This is a genomic window from Pandoraea sp. NPDC087047, from assembly GCF_044745225.1.
Taxonomy (GTDB): domain Bacteria; phylum Pseudomonadota; class Gammaproteobacteria; order Burkholderiales; family Burkholderiaceae; genus Pandoraea.
On record NZ_JBIUZU010000005.1, the window covers coordinates 277,372 to 295,494 of the forward strand.

General features: G+C 64.1%; 15 protein-coding genes. 6 read left to right on the plus strand and 9 right to left on the minus strand.

Annotation, left to right across the window (positions count from 1 at the left end):
- Positions 1-28: 28 nt before the first annotated feature.
- The 5 genes from ACIPHM_RS11550 to ACIPHM_RS11570 form a co-directional block, all read right to left on the minus strand.
- Positions 29-1,249, minus strand: coding sequence for an MFS transporter (locus ACIPHM_RS11550; protein ID WP_400327917.1), 1,221 nt, complete (start codon positions 1,247-1,249; stop codon positions 29-31).
- A 192-nt stretch (positions 1,250-1,441) separates the two neighbouring features.
- Positions 1,442-2,671, minus strand: coding sequence for a bifunctional phosphopantothenoylcysteine decarboxylase/phosphopantothenate--cysteine ligase CoaBC (gene coaBC / locus ACIPHM_RS11555; protein ID WP_400327919.1), 1,230 nt, complete (start codon positions 2,669-2,671; stop codon positions 1,442-1,444).
- 132 nt (positions 2,672-2,803) lie between these two features.
- The gene (lspA, locus tag ACIPHM_RS11560) at positions 2,804-3,331 is read right to left on the minus strand and encodes a signal peptidase II (RefSeq protein WP_400327921.1); all 528 of its coding nucleotides are present in this window, start codon (positions 3,329-3,331) and stop codon (positions 2,804-2,806) included.
- Positions 3,331-6,168: an isoleucine--tRNA ligase gene (ileS, locus tag ACIPHM_RS11565; RefSeq protein WP_400327923.1), complete on the minus strand. Its 2,838-nt coding sequence runs from the start codon at positions 6,166-6,168 to the stop codon at positions 3,331-3,333. The genes lspA and ileS overlap by 1 nt, the downstream gene beginning before the upstream one ends.
- A gap of 157 nt (positions 6,169-6,325) precedes the next feature.
- On the minus strand, positions 6,326-7,318 hold the full coding sequence (locus tag ACIPHM_RS11570) for a bifunctional riboflavin kinase/FAD synthetase (RefSeq protein WP_400327925.1): 993 nt from the start codon (positions 7,316-7,318) through the stop codon (positions 6,326-6,328).
- Between the two features lie 226 nt (positions 7,319-7,544).
- Here ACIPHM_RS11570 and purN point away from each other — a divergent pair, with 226 nt between their 5' ends.
- From purN to nadC, 6 genes are all read left to right on the plus strand, one after another.
- Positions 7,545-8,204 (plus strand): phosphoribosylglycinamide formyltransferase, encoded by a 660-nt coding sequence (gene purN / locus ACIPHM_RS11575; protein WP_400327927.1) that lies wholly within the window; start codon positions 7,545-7,547, stop codon positions 8,202-8,204.
- 194 nt (positions 8,205-8,398) lie between these two features.
- Entirely contained in the window at positions 8,399-9,679 is a 1,281-nt protein-coding gene (locus ACIPHM_RS11580; RefSeq protein WP_400328254.1) for an RsmB/NOP family class I SAM-dependent RNA methyltransferase, read from the plus strand.
- A 59-nt stretch (positions 9,680-9,738) separates the two neighbouring features.
- Positions 9,739-11,178, plus strand: coding sequence for a mechanosensitive ion channel family protein (locus ACIPHM_RS11585; RefSeq protein ID WP_400327929.1), 1,440 nt, complete (start codon positions 9,739-9,741; stop codon positions 11,176-11,178).
- Positions 11,179-11,480: 302 nt separating this feature from the next.
- Complete coding sequence (locus tag ACIPHM_RS11590; RefSeq protein WP_400327931.1) at positions 11,481-12,677, plus strand: fatty acid desaturase; 1,197 nt, start codon at positions 11,481-11,483, stop codon at positions 12,675-12,677.
- A 93-nt stretch (positions 12,678-12,770) separates the two neighbouring features.
- A complete protein-coding gene (gene nadA / locus ACIPHM_RS11595) occupies positions 12,771-13,904 on the plus strand; it encodes a quinolinate synthase NadA (RefSeq protein WP_400327933.1) in 1,134 nt (377 codons plus the stop codon).
- A complete protein-coding gene (nadC, locus tag ACIPHM_RS11600; protein ID WP_400327935.1) occupies positions 13,901-14,806 on the plus strand; it encodes a carboxylating nicotinate-nucleotide diphosphorylase in 906 nt (301 codons plus the stop codon). Before nadA ends, nadC begins: the two co-directional genes overlap by 4 nt.
- Positions 14,807-14,915: 109 nt before the next feature.
- Here nadC and nadB read toward each other — a convergent pair whose 3' ends face one another.
- From nadB to radC, 4 genes are all read right to left on the minus strand, one after another.
- On the minus strand, positions 14,916-16,520 hold the full coding sequence (gene nadB / locus ACIPHM_RS11605) for an L-aspartate oxidase (protein ID WP_400327937.1): 1,605 nt from the start codon (positions 16,518-16,520) through the stop codon (positions 14,916-14,918).
- Positions 16,521-16,762: 242 nt separating this feature from the next.
- Positions 16,763-16,930: a 50S ribosomal protein L33 gene (rpmG, locus tag ACIPHM_RS11610; RefSeq protein ID WP_010807102.1), complete on the minus strand. Its 168-nt coding sequence runs from the start codon at positions 16,928-16,930 to the stop codon at positions 16,763-16,765.
- 16 nt (positions 16,931-16,946) lie between these two features.
- Positions 16,947-17,180, minus strand: coding sequence for a 50S ribosomal protein L28 (gene rpmB, locus ACIPHM_RS11615; RefSeq protein ID WP_039400832.1), 234 nt, complete (start codon positions 17,178-17,180; stop codon positions 16,947-16,949).
- Between the two features lie 226 nt (positions 17,181-17,406).
- Positions 17,407-18,081, minus strand: coding sequence for a DNA repair protein RadC (gene radC, locus ACIPHM_RS11620; RefSeq protein WP_400327940.1), 675 nt, complete (start codon positions 18,079-18,081; stop codon positions 17,407-17,409).
- Between the last annotated feature and the right edge of the window lie 42 nt (positions 18,082-18,123).

Sequence of the window (18,123 nt, forward strand, 5' to 3'; positions counted from 1 at the left end):
GCCTGCGTCGCCGCATAGTCGTGGAGCATCAGTGGCCGCGACCGGCGGACGAATCCACCGGTGCCATGCCGGGGCCTGCATGCGGCAGGCGCGCAATCATCAGAATGGCGACGATGCCGCCGAGGGCACCACAAAGGAAGATCGAAGCGTAGCCGAAGAAGTTCGCGACGAGCCCCGCCATGGGGCCGATCAGGCCGAGCGCCAGATCGAAGAACGCGGAGTAGGCGGCGAGTGCCGCGCCCCGGTTCTGCGGCGGCACCGAGCGCAGCGCTTCCACGCCGAGCGCCGGGAATACCAGCGAGAAGCCCAGCCCGGTGAGCCCCGCGCCGACGAGCGCCATATGCGGGCTCACCGCGCCCCACAGCAGGAATTGTCCGAGGGCGCTGAAGACGAGCGAGCCCATCGCAACGCGACGTCCGCCGAAGCGGTCGACGGCGTGCGCGAACAGCACCCGCATGGCGATGAAGGTACCACTGTAGAGCGTGAGCGCGTACGCGGCGCCCGACCAGCCGTGGCTCGCGTAGTACAGCGTGATGAACGCGGCGATCACGGCGTAGCCGATGCTCCCGAGCGTCATGGCGAGACCGGGACGCCACACCAGTCCGACCACCTTGAAGAACGGCAGACGGGCGCCGCCTACGGGCGCCGCCGCCGGCAAACGCAGGGCGATGGCGAAGGCGATGGCGGGCAAGCCGATGTTCACGAGCGAGACGACGGTGAAGCCTGTCGTCTGCAACAGGTAAGCGCCGAACGGCGCGCCGGTGGCGATGGCGGTGTACATCGACACGCCTTGCCACGAGATCGCCTTGCTCGCGTGCGCGGCGCCGAGCAGGCCGATGCCCCACGACATGCCGCCGGTGAGCAGCAGGCTTTCGCCGAAGCCGAGCACCACGCGTCCGGCAAGCAGAACGCCCAGCGCCAGCGACGGGGTCGGCATCATCGAGGCGACGAGATACAGCACCCCCGCCACGGCGCAACCGCACAGGCCGGTGAGCACCGCGTGGCGCGGGCCGCGGGTGTCGACGGTGCGTCCGGCATAGGAGCGCAGCAGTAGCGTGACGACCGACTGAATACCAATGGTCACCCCGACCACGAACGAGCCGTAGCCGAGCGTTTCATGGACGTACACCGGCAGCACAGGCAGCGGCATGCCGATCGTCATGAACCCGAAGAACATGATGGCGGCGAGCATGCTGAGTGTCCCGTAGACACTCACGTCTGGCCGCGCGGAGGAAGGAGGTTGCGTCATTTTGATTGTTATCGTGTGCGGTGGCCCGAAGGCCGGTACTGACGGCGGCAGGTCGTGTGGCGCTTCGCGTGCGGCCCGACGTCCCTGCCAGAGTCTGTCAGCGTCGCCGGACAACGACAATGACAGACGGACTGACGGTAGGGGTATTGCCCCGGCGGGTGCGGCCGAGGCAAGGGTAGAGGCAGGTGGGGCTTAACCCGGCGCGCGCGACGGCAAGCGTGCGGCGATCTCCACGATCAGGCTGCGCGCGAGCGATTGCTTGTCGGCACGCGGCAGACGCTTCTGACCGGCTTCGTCGAACAGAATCACTTCGTTATCGTCCTGCCCGAACGTGGCCGGCCCCAGATTGCCCACGAGCAGCGGCACGTGCTTGCGCTGGCGCTTTTGCGCGCCATGCTTTTCCAGATCGCCCGACTCGGCAGCGAACCCCACGCAGTACGGGGGCTTCGGCAGTTGCGCCACGGCCGCGAGAATGTCCGGATTCTGGACGAATTCGAGCGTCGGCACGTCGGCGTCGCCGGTCTTCTTGATCTTGTCGTGGGCCACGTCGCGCACGCGCCAGTCGGCCACGGCTGCCACCGCGATAAAGATGTCGTTGTGCGACACGTCGGCCATCACGGCGTCGTACATCTGCTGAGCGGTCTGGACGTTGCTGCGCATCACGCCGTAGGGCGTTGCGAGGGCGCTCGGGCCCGCCACGAGATGCACGTCGGCCCCCGCTTGTGCGGCCGCGCGCGCGAGGGCGAAGCCCATCTTGCCGCTCGACAGATTGGTCAGCCCGCGCACTGGATCGATCGGCTCGAACGTGGGCCCGGCGGTCATCAGCACCCGACGCCCGGCAAGGCGCTTCGGCTGGAAGAAACCGACGAGCGCTTCATAGAGTTCTTCCGGTTCGAGCATCCGCCCGTCGCCGATTTCGCCGCATGCCTGATCGCCGTTGCCGGGACCGAGGATCGTGACGCCGTCGCCGCGCAGCGTTGCCGCATTGCGCTGCGTGGCCGGATTGGCCCACATCTGACGATTCATCGCGGGCGCGACCAGCAGCGGACAGTCGCGCGCCACACACAGCGTGGAGAGCAGATCGTCTGCCATGCCGTGCGCGAGCTTGGCGAGGAAGTCGGTGGAGGCGGGGGCGATGAGAATGGCGTCGGCCTCGCGCGAGAGGTCGATGTGCGCCATATTGTTGTCGACGCGACTGTCCCACTGACTCGTGAAGACGGGGCGCCCCGAGAGCGCCTGCATCGTGAGCGGGGTGATGAATTGCGTGGCGGCTTCGGTCATGACGACCTGCACCGTCGCCCCGGCCTTGATGAACAACCGGGTAAGTTCGGCCGATTTGTAGCAGGCGATGCCGCCCGTCAGGCCGAGAACGATGGTCTTGCCCGTCAGTTCGCCGCATTCCACACGTTCAACACGTTCCATGGGAAAGCCTCCTCCAAAGTGCCGCGCGGCGCCTCCTGGGCGCCGCGACGGTGTTTGCCTGCTTCTTTTGCGCCGATCCGTCGTCGTGCGTTGCACGGTGAAGGGATCGTGTCGCGGCGATGCTGGTTTGCGCTATTTGCCGCGCCGCACGCGTCGCAACTCGTCGATCACCAGCAGCACCGCGCCCACGCAAATGGCCGAGTCGGCCACGTTGAACGCCGGCCAGTGCCAGCCGCCGACGTGAAAGTCCAGAAAGTCGACCACATGGCCATAGATCACGCGATCGATCACGTTGCCCAGCGCACCGCCAAGAATCAGCGACAGCGACAGGCAGAACATCTTCTGGCCGTTATGACGCTTGAGCAGAAAGATGATGACCGTCGCTGCCACGATGCCGAGCAGTGTGAAGAACCAGCGCTGCCAGCCACCTGCGGCCGCCAGAAAGCTGAACGCCGCACCTTTGTTGTACACCAGCACGAGATTGAAGAACGAGGTCAGCGGACGGAATTCGCCGTACTGGAACGTCTTCAGAATCGTGAGCTTGGTGACCTGATCGAGCAGGATCGCGACAATCGCAATCCCGAGCCACGGCGCCAGCCCGAAGGTGGCGCCGCCCGAATTACGCTTTGCGCCCGTACGAGCGCCTGCCTTGCTTGCCATTATGCCGCGCTCCGATGTTCGCCGCTGCCGAAGAGGTTCGACACGCAACGTCCGCAAAGGGTCGGGTGGGCGGCGTCTGCGCCCACGTCTTCACGATAGTGCCAGCAACGCTCGCACTTCTGATGCGCCGAGGGTGCGACCACCACGCCTTCTTCCGCTTCGGTCGCGACTTGCGTGAGCGCAGCGGCCGACGTGATCAGTACGAAGCGCAGATCGTCGCCGAGGCTTGCCAGCACGTCGAACTTGCGGCCCGAGACGCGCACGTCGACTTCCGCCTGCAACGACGAACCGATCTTCTCGGCCGCGCGGGCTTCTTCGAGCGCCTTGGTGACGTCGCCGCGCACCGTGCGCAGCAGGTGCCACTTCTCGAGCAGACGCGTGCCTTCCGTGACTTCCGGATAGGCATAGTACGTCTCGGTGAAGATCGTGTCGTTGCCCGGCTGGAACACTTGCCACGCTTCTTCCGCGGTGAACGACAGGAACGGCGCCATCAGTTTGAGCAGCCCGTGTGTGATGTGATACAGCGCGTTCTGGGCAGCGCGGCGTGCCGGGGCGTCCGGCGCGCTCGTGTACAGACGATCCTTCAGGATGTCGAGGTAGAAGCCGCCGAGGTCTTCCGAGCAGAACGTCTGGAGCTTGGAGACGACCGGGTGGAACTCGTAACGGTCGTAGTGGCCGAGGACTTCGGTTTGCAGCGACTGGGCGAGCGCCACGGCGTAGCGGTCGATCTCCAGCCACTGATCCGCGGGCATGGCGTGCTTCGCGTGGTCGTAATCGGCCAGGTTCGCGAGCAGGAAGCGCAGCGTGTTGCGGATACGGCGGTAGCTTTCGACCACGCGCTTGAGGATTTCGTCCGAGATCGACAGTTCGCCCGAATAGTCGGTCGACGCCACCCACAGACGGATGATTTCGGCGCCCAGCTTGCCCGCGACTTCCTGCGGCACGATGGTGTTGCCGACCGATTTCGACATCTTGCGGCCCTGACCGTCGACCGTGAAGCCGTGCGTGAGCAGCGCCTTGTAGGGCGGACGGCCGTCGAGCATCGACGCCGTGAGCAGCGACGAGTGGAACCAGCCGCGATGCTGGTCCGAGCCTTCCAGATACAGGTCGGCGGGGAAGCCCAGCTCATGGGCGTGCGAGCCGCGCAGCACGTGCCAGTGGGTGGTGCCCGAGTCGAACCACACGTCGAGCGTGTCGCGGTTCTTCACGTAATCCTTGGCCTCGTCGCCGAGCAGCTCGACCGGGTCGAGCGTCTGCCAGGCTTCGATGCCTTCGGTTTCCACGCGCTTGGCCACGGCTTCGAGCAGCTCGGGCGTGCGCGGGTGCAAGGCACCGGTTTCCTTGTGCACGAAGAACGCCATCGGCACGCCCCATTGGCGCTGACGCGAGAGCGTCCAGTCTGGGCGGTGCGCGATCATGTTGTGCAGACGCTGCTTGCCCCACGACGGGAAGAACTCGGTGGCTTCGATGCCGGCGAGTGCGATCTCGCGCAGGGTCTGGCCGTCGCCCGGTGCGCTGTCGACCGGCTTCACATCCATGCCCGCGAACCACTGGTTCGTTGCGCGATAGATGATCGGGGACTTGTGACGCCAGCAGTGCATGTAGCTGTGCGTGTACTTGAACGAGTGGAACAGCGAGCCCGCTTCGCGCAGCGTTTCGACGATCTGCGGGTTGGCGTCCCAGATCGATTGGCCGCCGAACAGCGGCAGGCTGTCCTGATAGTGGCCGTCGCCGAGCACCGGCATGCGGATGTCTGCGTCGGGCATGCCGTGCGACTTGCACGACACGAAGTCTTCCACGCCATAGGCCGGGGCCGAGTGCACGATACCGGTGCCGGTATCGGTCGTCACGTAGTCGCCGAGATAGATCGGCGAGGTGCGATCGTAACCGGCGTCGGCCGTGGCGAGCGGGTGGCGGAAGCGGATCAGCGAGAGCGCTTCACCCTTCGTGCGGGCGACGATGTCGCCTTGCAAGCCGTACGTCTTCAGACACGCTTCGACGCGCTCGGTCGCGAGGATCAGCAGGCCGCGCTCGGTCGAGACGAGGGCGTACTCGACTTCCGGGTGCACGTTGAGCGCCTGGTTCGACGGGATCGTCCATGGGGTCGTCGTCCAGATGACGATGTATCCGTCTTCACGCGGCAGCTTCGGCAGCCCGAACGCCTGCGCGACCTTTTCCGGTTCGGCGAAGGCGAAGCCGACGTCGATGGCCAGATCGGTCTTGTCCTTGTACTCGACCTCAGCTTCGGCCAGCGCCGAGCCGCAGTCGAAGCACCAGTTCACCGGCTTCAGACCGCGATACACATAACCGTTCTCCAGAATCTTCCCGAGCGCACGAAGCTCGTTCGCTTCGTTGGAGAAGTTCATCGTCTTGTACGGGTTGTCCCAGTCGCCGAGCACACCCAGGCGCTCGAAATCCGCCTTCTGGCGCTCGATCTGCACTGCGGCGTAGGCGCGTGCCTTTTCCTGCACTTCGCGCACCGGCAGGTGCTTGCCGAACTGCTTTTCGATCTGGATTTCGATGGGCATGCCGTGGCAGTCCCAGCCCGGCACGTAGGCGGCGTCGAAGCCCGCGAGGCTGCGGGCCTTGACGATCATGTCCTTGAGGATCTTGTTGACCGCGTGGCCGATGTGGATGTCACCGTTCGCATACGGCGGGCCGTCATGCAGGATGAACTTCGGACGGCCTTTGCTGGCCTTGCGGATCTTGTCGTAGATCTTCTTTTCCTGCCATTGCCTGACCCACTGCGGCTCGCGCTTGGGCAGGTCGCCACGCATCGGGAACGGCGTGTCCAGCAGGTTGACGGGATATTTGCTCGGGGCTTTCTTTTCGCTCATGGTGCTTCGCTACGAATTTTGGAATGTCGGTGTGGGGCGCTCGCGCCGGTGGCGTTGCAAAGGCCTTGTGAGCCGGGAGATGCAACGCCCGGGCAGGTGCCGGGGGCGGCGGCGGGCCGCGCGCGAGGCGCTGGGCGCCGGCGCACGCGGGCGAAGATCAACTAATTCGGTCCGTGGCCGAGGTGGCGAAGTCGCGTCGTGCGCTCGGGCTGTTCGCGTCGAGCGCATGGGCGAAATAGGCGCGCGCCTCGCGCGTGTCCTGCGCGATGGCGGCTTCGAGTTCGGCCAGGCCGTCGAATTTCGCCTCGTCGCGCAGTTTCTGCAAAAACTCCACGCGCACCAGCTTGCCGTAGCAATCGCCCATGAAGTCGAGCAGATGCACTTCGAGCAGCACGCGACCGGAATCGTCCACGGTCGGGCGCAGGCCCAGGCTCGCCACGGCGGGCAGCGGTCTGTCTGCCAGACCATGCACCTGCACCACGAAAATGCCCGAGAGGGCCGGATGCTTGTGGGCGATGCGCAGATTGAGCGTCGGAAAACCCAGCTTGCGACCGAGCTTCATGCCGTGCACGACGTGGCCCGTAATGGCGTACGGGCGGCCGAGCAGCGCGTGGGCGCGCTCGAAGTTGCCCTCGGCGAGTGCTGCGCGCACTTCCGAGCTGGAAATGCGCACGCCGTCGTGCGCAATGGTCGGCATCTGTTCGACGACGAAGTCGAAGCGGCGGCCGGCGTCACGCAGATATTCGATGTCGCCCGCGCGTTTTGCGCCGAAGCGGAAGTCGTCGCCTACGAGCAGCCAGCGGGTGTGCAGGCCCTCGACGATGATGTTGCGCACGAAGTCTTCGGGCGACTGTCCGGCGAAATGGGCGTTGAAGTGTTCCACCACCAGACGATCGACGCCGTGAGAGCGCAGGGCTTCGAACTTGTCGCGCAGATTGGAGATGCGCGCAGGCGCCCGTTCGGGCGTGAAGTACTCGCGGGGATGCGGCTCGAACGTCATCACGCATACCGGCAGGCCGCGCGCCGCCGCTGCCGCGCGCACGCGCGCGAGCAGTGCCTGGTGGCCCAGGTGCACGCCGTCGAAATTACCGATCGTCAGCACGCAGGGCGCTTTGCTTTGCGCGTTGGGTAGACCCCGGAAGACTCGCACGATAAGGAAGCGTCAGTACAGGACGTTGAGTGGTGGATGAACCGCGCGGCGGGGCTTTGCGCGTCCGGCGGCCTGTGGCGGCGGGGGCGGTGCAACTCGGCCCGGTCGGCGCAGGACGGCCGATCCGACATTGCGGCGCCGCAGAACGTTGAATTATAAACGCTTCGGGGCCATCGCGGCGCGGATCGCGCTGTCTGGTGCGCCGCGCCAATGATAAAATCCGGCGATGAAGAACATTGTCATCCTGATTTCCGGACGAGGCAGCAACATGCAGGCCATCGTCCGGGCCTGTACCGCAGAAGGCTGGCCGGCCCGCGTGGCCGCCATCATCGCCAATCGTCCCGAGGCCGAAGGCCTGGCATTCGCACAGGAAAACGGCATTCCCACGGCCGTGGTGCCCAGCCGCGGCAAGACCCGCGAGGTCTTCGACGCCGAGCTTGCTGCCGAGATCGATCGTCACGCGCCCGATCTGGTCGTGCTTGCCGGGTTCATGCGCATTCTCACGCCGGAATTTACCGAACACTACGCCGGCCGGCTCATCAACGTCCACCCGTCGTTGCTGCCGGCCTTCCCGGGGCTGCAAACGCATGCCCGCGCGCTGGAAGCCGGTTGCAAGATCGTGGGCGCGACCGTGCATTTCGTGACGGCCGAGCTCGATCACGGCCCGTACGTGCTGCAAACGGCCGTGCCGGTGCGTCCGGGCGACACCCCCGAGACACTGGCCGAGCGCATTCTGCCGTTGGAACACATCATTTACCCGCGCGCTGTTCGCTGGTTCGTGGAAGATCGTCTGGTCGTGGCCGATGGCCGCGTGACGGTGACCCCCCGTGCCGATGGCACGCCCGATTCACAATGTTCGCAATGGCTTTTTGGTGAGGACGCATGAGCACCCGCCCGACGCAGCGCCGTGATGGCGCCAATCCTTCCGGTAACCGCTCCGGCGGCCGATCCTCCGATGCACGTCACCCGTCCAAGGGGGGCCAGACGGGCGAGCGCCAGGAGCGCTACGTGCGCCCTGACCGCTACGACCGTTCACGCAACGACCGCCGCCCGGAGGCGCCACCCGCGGAGACGGCCCGCATGCGCGGCGAGCACCTGTCGCCCGCACTCTTCGAACACACGCAACGGCTGCTCGGCAGCGTACTGACGTTCACCGGCCCGGCCGATACGCTTGTGAGCACGTACTTCCGTGCCAACGCCAAGCTGGGTCATCGTGAGCGCGGCGTGCTGGCGGAGACGGTCTTCGCCATCCTGCGTCGCAAGCTCGAATTCGGTCAACACGCGGGAAGCGGCTCCGGGCCACTGGAGCGCCGTCTGGCGCTGCTCGGGCTGGCATTCACGCGCGGCCTGGCGTCGGTGCAACTGGTGGCAACGCCCGACGAAATCACGTGGCTCGAACACGTCGGTCAGATCGACCCGGCGAGCTTGTCCGCCCGCGTGCGCACCAATTTGCCGGAATGGCTCTACGAACGTCTGGCCAAGCGGTTCGACGGCACGGAACTCGAAGCGCTCGCCGCCGCATTGAATCAGCCTGCACCGCTCGACTGCCGCGTGAACGTCATCAAGGCGAACCGCGACGATGTGCTCGCCAAGCTGCGCGAAGACGGCTTTTCGGCCGAGCCGACGCCATTCGCGCCCAATGGCATTCGTCTGGCGGGCAAGCCGGCGTTGCAGAAGCACCCGCTGTTCATGTCCGGCGCGATCGAAGTGCAGGACGAGGGCAGCCAACTGCTGTGCCAGTTGGTGGCACCGCGTCGCGGCGAGATGATCGTCGACTTCTGCGCCGGTGCTGGCGGCAAGACGCTCGCGATCGGCGCGCAAATGCGCTCGACCGGGCGTCTCTATGCGTTCGATGTCTCGGAGAAGCGTCTGGCGAAGCTCAAGCCGCGTCTGGCGCGCAGCGGGCTGTCGAACGTCTATCCGGTGATGATCGATAGCGAGAACGACAGCAAGATCAAGCGTCTGGCGGGCAAGATCGACCGCGTGCTGGTCGACGCGCCGTGCAGCGGGCTCGGCACGTTGCGCCGCAATCCGGACCTGAAGTGGCGTCAGTCGCCGCAGTCGGTCGAGGAACTCACGCACAAGCAGACGTCGATCCTCGCGAGCGCCGCGCGTCTGGTGAAGCCGGGCGGCCGTCTCGTGTACGCGACGTGCAGCCTGCTCAACGAAGAGAACACCGCGATTGCCCAGGCGTTTGCCGCTGGGCATCCGGACTTCGTGCTGGTGCCCGCGAACGAATTGCTGGCGTCGCAGAAAATCGCGCTGGACACGGGCGAATACCTCGAGTTGCTGCCTAACCGCAATGCCACCGACGGCTTTTTCGCCGCGGTGTTCGAGCGTCGTCCGGCAGCAAAAGCTTGAGCGATGTCCCGGTGCGCAGCGTGAGCTGACATCGGCTAACAACAAGAAGAGAGATAGCGATGCAGGAAAGTCCGGCTTTCGCGAGGTTGGTGCGGGACGTCGTCCGCGATGTCGGCGACTCGCAGTTCATCTGGCAGGTTGTCGCGCTCGCGGGCGCACTGGCTGTCGCGTTCGCGCTGCGACACTGGATGATCGGCCGGCTCGAACGCCACTTCGAGCGGGTTGCGCCGGCGCGGCGGGCGGGGTCGTCGAGCCTGCGTCGCTCGTTCTTCCCGATGTTCGGCTGGATGTGCGTGGCGCTCACGCGGGTGGTGCTTCAGGAGCACATGCACGTCTCGCTGCTGAAGCTCGCCGAAGTGCCACTGTTCGGCACCGCGCTCATCTATCTCGCGTTCTACTTCGCGCGCCGGCTGTTCGCGTCGTCGCCGCACGCGTCGGGGTTGCTGAAGGTTTTCGAGCGCGTGTTCACGACGCTCGCGTGGCTGTCGATGCTGGCCTATGTGCTCGGCGTGCACGACGACATTCTCAAATGGCTCGGCAGCGTGAGTTTCGCGGTGGGCACGAGCCATCTGACGCTGCTCTCGATCCTGTCCGGCCTGCTCTGGGTCGGTGTGACGCTGGTGCTGGCAATGTGGGTCGGCTCGCTGATCGAAGACCGGATCATGCGCACGACCACCCTCGACGGCAACCTGAAAGTGGTGCTCTCGCGGCTGGTCAAAGGCCTGCTCACGCTGATTGCCGTGCTCGCCACGCTGTCGTTCGTGGGCATCGACATCACCGTGCTGGGGGTGTTCGGCGGCGCGCTTGGTGTGGGGTTGGGCTTCGGCTTGCAGAAGATCGCGTCGAACCTCGTGTCGGGTTTCATCATTCTGCTCGATCGTTCCGTGCGCCTCGGCGATCTGATTACGGTTGCGCCGTATCACGGCACGGTCTCGCAGATCAACACGCGATATACGGTCGTGCGCGGGCTGGATGGCGTCGAAGCGCTGGTGCCGAACGAACAGCTCGTGACGAACGTCGTACAGAATCATTCGTTTACCGAAACCCGCGGTCGCGCCAAGGTGAACGTGCAGGTGGCCTACAGCGCCGACGTGGAGCTGGCGATGGCGCTGATGCTCAAGGCGGCAGAAGATGTGCCCCGGGTGCTGAGCGATCCGGCGCCGTCGGCGTTGCTGCTGAATTTCGGTGCCGATGGGATGGACCTCGAAATGGGTTTTTGGGTGCAGGATCCCGCGCAGGGCAGTGGCGGCATCCGCTCGACGATTAATTTGCGGATTTGGCGCACATTTCGTGAACACGGTATTGAAATTCCGTATGCTCAGCGCGAAATACGCATCCTGAATGACTGGGCCGACGGTATCCCTGCGGAAGCGGTCCATCCGGGCAATCTGCCGGCGCTGCCGGCCGGATTGCCCGGGGTGGCGTCTGAAGCGGCGGCTCCCTCGGCGCCTGAAGTGGCGCAGCCACAGGCGGATGACGCCGGGAAGACGACCCGATAGACCTATTCGCCGATGGTGCCGGGTTGACCTGCGACAAAATGCGTGGCTGGGAGGCGACACACGGACATCTGTGCGTCGGGTAAAATGCCTCCCAAACCCAAAAAACCAGACGTTCACTGGCACGTTTTCCGCCCATCTCGCCCGGCATAGCGCAACTTGCCGACCTCCAGCGAATCCAAGCGTCAAGCGAGCGCAAGAACGAGACCTGACGCGACGGCCTTCGAGGCCGCTTCGGCCCGACAAGACAAGACACGGCGCATCCGCCGTGATGGCTATCGTATTGATTAGTTTGGAGTGATATTTTGCTGGACAGTCTCCTTGGATTTATCTCGAACGGCCTGCTCGACTGGAGCGGCTGGGAGATCACATTGTTTACGTTGGCCGTCACCCATGTGACGATCGCTGCCGTGACCATCTATCTGCATCGTTGCCAGGCGCACCGCGCCCTCGACGTGCATCCGGTCGTCGCCCATTTCTTCCGTTTCTGGCTGTGGATGACCACGGGCATGGTCACCAGCGAGTGGGCTGCCATCCACCGCAAGCACCACGCCAAGTGCGAAACACCGGAAGATCCGCACAGCCCGCAAACGCGCGGCCTGTGGAAGGTGCTGGCTGAAGGCGCCGAGCTCTATCGCGCCGAAGCGAAGAACGAAGAAACGCTGCGCAAGTTCAGCCACGGCACGCCGAATGACTGGATCGAGAACAACATCTATAAGCGTTATCCGATTTTGGGCATCAGCTTCATGATGATCATCGACATCGCGCTGTTCGGTGCGATCGGTCTGACCGTGTGGGCCGTGCAGATGGTATGGATTCCGTTCTGGGCCGCCGGTGTGGTCAACGGTCTGGGCCACTACTGGGGTTATCGCAACTTCAACTGCGCCGACGCGTCGACGAACCTGCTGCCGTGGGGCATCATCATCGGCGGCGAAGAGCTGCACAACAACCACCACACGTACGCCACGTCGGCCAAGCTGTCGAACAAGTGGTACGAGTTCGACATCGGCTGGCTGTATATCCGTACGCTGTCGTTCCTGGGGTTGGCCAAGGTGAAGAAGATTGCGCCGACGCCGAAGCTCGCGAAGATCAAGGCCGCGTGCGACGACGACACGCTGCAGGCCGTGCTCTCGAACCGCTATGAAGTGATGGCGCGTTACGCAAAGACCTTCAAGCGTGCCTATGGCGAAGAGCTGGCGCGCTTCAAGGAAAAGCGTCAGGACGGCGAGTATCAGTTGTTCCGCGGCGCACGCAAGTGGCTGCATCACGACGAAGCGTCGCTGCAAGAGCCGCAGAAGCAGCAACTGGGCGAGATTTTCGCGCACAGCAATGCCGTGAAAACGTACTACGAACTGCGCCGTGAACTGGCCGGTATCTGGGATCGTTCGAATGCATCGCGCGAGCAGTTGCTGGGGCAGTTGCAGAACTGGTGCCATCGTGCCGAGCAAAGCGGCATTCATGCATTGCAGGAATTCGCGACACGTCTGCGTCGCTACGCGTGAACGGATTCAGCCAGAAGTTCGTTTTTGACGCATAATCAAAACCCCGCCACGGCGGGGTTTTGTCATTCCCGGTCCCCCACGGGCCACGCGAAAATGAATGCCTCACTCAAATCCGTAGAATTCGAGCGCCCCGCACCGAGTGGCGCCACTTGCGTTGCCCAGGCCTGGGCGCGTGTCCCGGATGCGCCGTCCCAGGAGGAACGTACGGCGCTTAAAGCCAAGATCAAGCGTTTGCTCGTCGAGCAGGACGCCGTACTGGTCGCCCATTATTACGTCGACGCCGACTTGCAGGATCTCGCCGAAGAGACGGGCGGCTGCGTGGCCGATTCGCTCGAAATGGCGCGCTTCGGCCGAAATCATTCGGCCAGGACGCTGGTGGTCGCGGGCGTGCGCTTCATGGGTGAGACGTCGAAGATTCTCAGTCCCGAAAAGCGCATTTTGATGCCTGATCTGGACGCGACGTGCTCGCTCGATCTGGGCTGCCCCGCCGACGATTTCGCCGCGTTCTGCGACGCGCACCCGGACCGCACCGTCGTCGTCTACGCGAACACGAGCGCCGCAGTAAAGGCGCGCGCCGACTGGATGGTGACGTCGTCCATCGGTCTGGAAATCGTGGCGCATCTGCATGCGCAGGGGAAAAAGATTCTGTGGGCGCCGGATCGTCACCTGGGCAGCTATGTCCAGAAACAGACGGGCGCCGACATGTTGCTGTGGCAGGGCGCTTGTCTCGTGCACGACGAGTTCAAGGGCACCGAGCTTGAACTGCTGCGTCGCGAACACCCGAACGCCAAGGTGCTGGTGCACCCGGAGTCGCCCGCGGCGGTCGTCGAGTTGGCGGACGTGGTCGGTTCGACGTCGCAAATGATTGCGGCCGCGCAGACCATGGACGCCACCGAATTCATCGTGGCGACCGACAACGGCATTCTGCACAAGATGCGTGCCGCCGCGCCGGGCAAGCGCTTCATCGAAGCGCCCACGGCCGGTAACAGCGCCACTTGCAAGAGCTGTGCGCATTGCCCGTGGATGGCGATGAACAGCCTTCGGAATCTGGCTGACGTGCTGGAGTCCGGCAGCAATGAGATTCACGTCGATCCGGAGATCGGCCGCCGTGCTCATACCTGTATCGACCGTATGTTGACGTTCGCTGAAGCGCGCAAACAGAACGTGCGCGCCAGCGGTGATTTTGCGCGCGATGGTGCGCTGTTTGCCGGTGTGGGCCCTGCATGATGACGCAATCGAAAACATTGAGCACCGCTGAGGCGCTCTCCCCGGAATTCGCGACGTTCGGTGAACCGCTTGACGCGGCACTTTCGCGCAATGTGCGTGACGCGCTGGCCGAAGACATCGGCAGCGGCGATCTGACGGGGCTGCTGGTGCCGTCGGAGGAAATGGCGCATGCCCGCATCATCGTGCGTGAGTCGGCTGTGCTTTGTGGCGTGCGCTGGTTCGAGCGCTGCATGCAGGGCGTGGACGCGTCGGTGCGCGTGCAGTGGCACTACCGCGAAGGCGAGCGCATGACACCCGACTCGACGGTGTGCGACATTCACGGCCCCGCGCGCGCATTGCTCACGGGCGAGCGCACGTCGATGAACTTCCTCCAGTTGCTCTCCGGTGTGGCAACGGCGGTGCGCTGTTACGCGGACATCGTCGAAGGCACGAAGGCGCGTGTGCTCGATACGCGCAAGACGCTGCCGGGCCTGCGTCTCGCGCAAAAATTCGCGGTGCGCGTGGGCGGCGGGACGAATCAGCGTCTTGCGCTCTACGACGGCATTCTCATCAAGGAAAATCACATCGCGGCGGCGGGCGGTATCCGTCAGGTGCTGGCGAACGCCGATCGTCTGGCCGATGGGGCGCCGGTGCAAATCGAAGTCGAGTCGCTCGAAGAGCTCGAAACGGCGCTGGAATGCGGCGCGACGTCGGTTCTGCTCGATAACTTCTCGCTGGAAATGATGCGTGAAGCCGCACGCGTGGCAGACGGACGCGCGTTGCTGGAGGCCTCCGGCGGTATCAATCTCGAAACGCTGCGCGCGATTGCCGAGACGGGCGTCGACCGCATCTCCGTGGGCGGGCTGACCAAGGATGTGCGCGCTGCCGACTTCTCGATGCGGATTCTGGAGACGGTGGGGTGAGCGTCACGATCTGACGCCGCGCGGTCTTCCGCAGCAAAACAAAGGCCGCAGGGTAAAACCTGCGGCCTTTTTGCGTTTGACGGCTTGGGTGTTGCGTTGCCCCGAAAGCTCAGTGAGTGCGACGCGGCAATACCGGAGACAGCACCGTCGGCAGCGCCTTGGGCAAGGTGTCGGGGAAGTCCCGTGAGAAATGCAGGCCGCGACTTTCGTGGCGCGACAAGGCGCTGTCGACGATCAGCGAGGCGACGTCGACCAGATTGCGTAATTCCAGCAGGTCGCGACTCACGCGGAAATTCGCGTAGTACTCGGCGATTTCCTCGCGTAGCAGAGCGATCCGATGTTGCGCCCGCTCCAGCCGTTTGGTTGTGCGCACGATGCCGACGTAGTTCCACATCATGCGGCGCAGCTCGTCCCAGTTGTGGGCGACGACGACTTCCTCGTCGGCATCCGCGACGCGGCTCTCATCCCATGGCGGTACATCCTTGAGTGCCGGGTGGGGCGCAGCGGCGCGTTGAATTTCCTCCGCGGCGGCCTTGCCGAGCACGAGGCATTCGAGCAGCGAGTTGCTCGCCAGTCGATTCGCGCCGTGCAGACCGGTGTACGTTGCTTCACCCACGGCATAGAGCCCGGGAAGATCCGTGCGGCCGTGCATATCGGTGACGATTCCGCCGCACGTGTAGTGCGCGGCCGGCACGACGGGGATCGGTCGCTTTGTCATGTCGATGCCCAATTCGGCACACCGCGCCAGAATGGTCGGGAAGTGCTCATGCAGGAATTCGGGACTCTGGTGGCTGATGTCGAGGTACACGCAATCCAGGCCGTGCTTCTTCATCTCGAAGTCGATGGCACGGGCGACGATGTCGCGCGGCGCCAGCTCGGCGCGCGGATCGTGCTGCAACATGAAGCGTGTGCCGTCGGGCAACACCAGCCGTCCGCCTTCGCCGCGCACCGCTTCCGAGATCAGGAACGACTTCGCGTACGGATGATAGAGGCAGGTCGGATGGAACTGGATGAACTCCATGTTCGCAATGCGGCAGCCTGCACGCCAGGCCATGGCAATGCCGTCTCCCGTCGCGGTATCGGGATTCGTCGTGTAGAGGTAGACCTTGCCCGCGCCGCCAGTGGCCAGCACCGTGTGCTGCGCCGTCATGGCGTGTACCTTGCCGGTGCCGAGATCCTGCACGTATAGCCCCTGACAATGGCGTCCGGCGGTCTGTGCGGCGTCGACGCGATCGGACGTGATCAGATCGACCGCGAAGTGATTCTCGAAGAGCGTGATGTTCGGATGTTTGCGCACCCGCTCGGTGAGCGTGGCGATCACCGCATGTCCGGTCGCGTCGGCCGCATGAATGATGCGGCGATGGCTGTGTCCGCCTTCGCGGGTCAGGTGGAAGCCGAGCTCGGCCTCTTCGTCGCGCGTGAAGGGCACCCCTTGCTCGATGAGCCACTCGACGGCTTCGCGGCTGTGCTCGACGATGAATCGCGTGGCCGCTTCGTCGCACAGGCCTGCGCCGGCGACGAGGGTGTCGGCCACATGCTCGTCGACACTGTCGGTCGAGTCGAGCACGGCGGCGATACCGCCTTGTGCCCAATCGCTCGCACCTTCGGGCATCGGGCGTTTGGCGACCAGCGCCACGCGACAGGTATTGGCCAGATGCAGGGCGACGGACTGGCCGGCGAGCCCGCTGCCGACGATGACGACATCGAAATTCATGATACGCGCGGTGTCTGGGATCGACGTCACTCCTGTGGCGCGACCCTCGTTATGAGAGATGAGCCAGTATAGCGAGTCAATACACGCGTGGCATATGACGATATGCGCACATCGGGGAAATTGTGTCTTGAATGACTACGCACAGCGTAGCATCGCGATTTTCGGGACGCCCAAACGAAAAACCCCGCCAGAGGCGGGGTATCGAACGCAACAGAGAACTGCTGCGAGGAAACCTATTGATCTTATTTGATCTTGGTTTCTTTGTACGGCACATGCTTACGAGCCACCGGATCGAACTTGCTGATTTCCATCTTTTCCGGATGGGTACGCTTGTTCTTGGTGGTCGTGTAGAAATGACCCGTGCCTGCGGTCGATTCCAGCTTGATCTTGTCGCGAGCGCCTTTTGCCATGATGAGCTCCTAAAACTTAGATGGCGTTACGCGAACGCAGGTCCGCGAGAACGGCATCGATACCGACCTTATCGATCAGGCGGAGCCCGGCGTTCGAAAGGCGCAGACGCACAAAACGGTTTTCGCTCTCAACCCAGAACCGGCGATTTTGCAAGTTCGGGAGAAAACGGCGCTTGGTTTTGTTATTGGCGTGGGAAACGTTGTTGCCGACCATCGGCGCTTTCCCGGTCACTTGACATACGCGTGCCATGAAGCACTCCTAACCCAGAATTCTGTGTAAAAAAAGGTGAGTCGAAAAGACAGACCGCGATGATACCACAAAAATCCCAGACAAATCAATCGCTTTAGTCGATGTAGGATGCGAGTCCCTGGCGGGACACGTCTGTCGGAGATTCGGGGAAGGGACGGATTATATCGTAAGCACGACGCGAATGCGAACACCCCTGCTAAATTTTCATGCGCGGTGTTGTTCCGTGTCACATTCTGCCGTTCTCGGCGAGCGAGTACGCCGTGTCTCCGGCCACGATGAAATGGTCGAGCAGACGGATCTCCAGCAGCGCCAGCGCATCGCCCAACTGCCGGGTCAACGCCAGATCGGCCGCGCTCGGCGTTGCCACGCCAGAGGGATGATTGTGGGCGACGATGACGGCTGCCGCGTGCACCTCCAGTGCGGCGCGCACGATTTCCCGCGGGTAGGCGCACGTTTGGGTGAGCGTGCCTTCGAACATGATGCGTGTGCTCACTAGCCGATGCGCGGCATCCAGAAACAGGCAGGCGAAGCGCTCTCGCGACCGGTCCTGCAAGGTGAGACGCAGATAATCGCGCACCTGGGCGGGGGAATCGAGCGTGCTGCCCGCCTGAATCCCTTCGCCCAGCATGCGGCGCGCGACTTCGAGCGCGGCCTGAAACTGAAGCGACTTGGCCTGACCGAGGCCGGGGATCTGACGCAATGTGTCGAATGGCGTGGAGAGCAACCGGGAAAGCGATCCGCTGCGCGCGAGCAGTTCGCGCCCGAGATCCACGGCGTTGCGGCCTTGCGAGCCGGTGCGCAGCAGGATGGCGAGCAATTCGGCATCGGACAGGGCGCCGGGCCCGCGGGCGAGCATTTTTTCACGGGGACGCTCGGCGAGCGGCCATTGGGCGATGGACATGACGACTCCGGGTGCGGGCACGCTCGCGCGCATGAAGCGCGG

Excerpts from the sequence above, each read along its gene's own strand:
- ACIPHM_RS11550 (WP_400327917.1), bottom strand. The coding sequence starts at position 1,249 with ATGACGCAACCTCCTTCCTCCGCGCGGCCAGACGTGAGTGTCTACGGG.
- coaBC (WP_400327919.1), bottom strand. The coding sequence starts at position 2,671 with ATGGAACGTGTTGAACGTGTGGAATGCGGCGAACTGACGGGCAAGACC.
- lspA (WP_400327921.1), bottom strand. The coding sequence starts at position 3,331 with ATGGCAAGCAAGGCAGGCGCTCGTACGGGCGCAAAGCGTAATTCGGGC.
- ileS (WP_400327923.1), bottom strand. The coding sequence starts at position 6,168 with ATGAGCGAAAAGAAAGCCCCGAGCAAATATCCCGTCAACCTGCTGGAC.
- purN (WP_400327927.1), top strand. The coding sequence starts at position 7,545 with ATGAAGAACATTGTCATCCTGATTTCCGGACGAGGCAGCAACATGCAG.
- ACIPHM_RS11580 (WP_400328254.1), top strand. The coding sequence starts at position 8,399 with ATGCGCGGCGAGCACCTGTCGCCCGCACTCTTCGAACACACGCAACGG.
- ACIPHM_RS11585 (WP_400327929.1), top strand. The coding sequence starts at position 9,739 with ATGCAGGAAAGTCCGGCTTTCGCGAGGTTGGTGCGGGACGTCGTCCGC.
- nadA (WP_400327933.1), top strand. The coding sequence starts at position 12,771 with ATGAATGCCTCACTCAAATCCGTAGAATTCGAGCGCCCCGCACCGAGT.
- nadC (WP_400327935.1), top strand. The coding sequence starts at position 13,901 with ATGATGACGCAATCGAAAACATTGAGCACCGCTGAGGCGCTCTCCCCG.
- nadB (WP_400327937.1), bottom strand. The coding sequence starts at position 16,520 with ATGAATTTCGATGTCGTCATCGTCGGCAGCGGGCTCGCCGGCCAGTCC.
- rpmG (WP_010807102.1), bottom strand. The coding sequence starts at position 16,930 with ATGGCAAAAGGCGCTCGCGACAAGATCAAGCTGGAATCGACCGCAGGC.
- rpmB (WP_039400832.1), bottom strand. The coding sequence starts at position 17,180 with ATGGCACGCGTATGTCAAGTGACCGGGAAAGCGCCGATGGTCGGCAAC.
- radC (WP_400327940.1), bottom strand. The coding sequence starts at position 18,081 with ATGTCCATCGCCCAATGGCCGCTCGCCGAGCGTCCCCGTGAAAAAATG.